The organism is Aeromonas sp. Prich7-2 (assembly GCF_017939255.1).
GTDB classification, from domain to species: domain Bacteria; phylum Pseudomonadota; class Gammaproteobacteria; order Enterobacterales; family Aeromonadaceae; genus Aeromonas; species Aeromonas caviae.
In genome coordinates this window covers 1-310 of sequence record NZ_JAGKRI010000182.1, presented here as the reverse complement: position 1 = coordinate 310, position 310 = coordinate 1, and the positions used below count along the sequence as shown (strand labels likewise).

At 61.3% G+C, this 310-nt stretch carries 1 protein-coding gene; it reads right to left on the bottom strand.

Annotation, left to right across the window (positions count from 1 at the left end; all coding sequences use genetic code 11):
• Window positions 1–310: helix-turn-helix domain-containing protein (locus tag J9892_RS20470; protein ID WP_210538803.1), on the bottom strand; the 310-nt coding region annotated here is incomplete at both ends.

The following is a 310-nucleotide window of genomic DNA, read 5'->3' as shown; positions in this document are numbered from 1 at the left end:
TGGTCTGCAAACGGCGCTTGTCGATCTCCTTGATGGTGTGCCAACCGACCCCGGTGAGCTGGCTGACATGGCGGATGGGGAGGTACTGAACGAGCGCTTCAATCCAGCACTGCATGCGCCGGGTGAGGCGGGAGCCAGAGGGGAGCCAGTCGATATGTTCACTGACGCGACCACAGCGCAGACAGTCGACGCGGCGAACAGGCAGTTGTAACCAGACTTGTCGGTCAAATAGGTCTCGCTCACGCACCCGGCGGATACGTTGGTCGTGGATCAATGGCGTGGGTTGCAGGCATCGGCGACAACGGGGCAA